The 900-nt window shown below is 66.1% G+C and carries 1 protein-coding gene; it reads left to right on the forward strand.

Features of this window, described 5'->3' with window-relative positions:
• Positions 1 to 781: NAD(P)-dependent alcohol dehydrogenase (locus EOA29_RS38165; RefSeq protein WP_145970111.1), on the forward strand; the 781-nt coding region annotated here is incomplete at its 5' end.
• Positions 782 to 900 lie beyond the last annotated feature (119 nt).

The following is a 900-nucleotide window of genomic DNA, read 5'->3' on the forward strand; positions in this document are numbered from 1 at the left end:
GTGTGACGCCGTCGCCGACCGCGTCACCGGCAGCTATTTCGCCCGTTGGGTCGACGGCCGCATGCATCCCGGCATCGTCGACCAGCTCGGCTGCACGCTGGACGGCATGCTCTCGGAATATGCCCTGCTCGACGAGCAATGGGCGGTGCGGCTGCCCGACCACCTCTCCTGGCACGAAGCCGCGACCTTCACCTGTGCCGGCCTGACCGCCTGGAGCGCGGTGACGGGCGCCGAGATTCCGAAGCCTGGACAATGGGTTCTGGTCATCGGTTCAGGCGGCGTCGCATTGTTTGCGCTGCAGTTTGCCAAGCTCGCCGGCTGCCGCGTAGCGGCCGTCACCTCACGCGGCGAGAAGGCCGACAGGGTGCGGGCGCTCGGCGCCGACCTCGTCATCGCAGCCACCGAGACGCCGGAATGGGGCATGAAACTGCGCGAGGCGACTGGCGGCATCGATCTCGTCGTCGAGACCGGCGGTCCGGCCACCTTCGCGCAATCGCTGATCGCAAGCACGCTTTACGGCCGCATCGTGCTGCTCACGGTGCAGGACCAGAAGGGCAAATCGGTCGAAATTCCAAGCGCCGTCTATCAGCGCAGCCTCGCCACCATAAGCCGTGTCTTCGTCGGCAGCCGCAACGAGCTGGAGGCGATGCTTGCAGCCGTCGCCACCCATCGGCTGAAGCCGATCATCGACAGGGTTTTCCCCTTCGCCGAGGGGCGCGAAGCCTACCGCCATTTCCAGCAGGGCGACGTCTTCGGCAAGGTTGTCATCGACGGCGTGTGACCAACCAGAGAGGAGAAACGGCAATGACAATTCGCGAATCTTCGGCCGAGTGGCAGGGCACGCTCAAGGAGGGCTCCGGGCGGTTGCGGCTGGGCAGGGGCGTGGTCGAAAGCGCCTAT

The organism is Mesorhizobium sp. M1E.F.Ca.ET.063.01.1.1, assembly GCF_003998155.1.
Classification (GTDB): domain Bacteria; phylum Pseudomonadota; class Alphaproteobacteria; order Rhizobiales; family Rhizobiaceae; genus Mesorhizobium.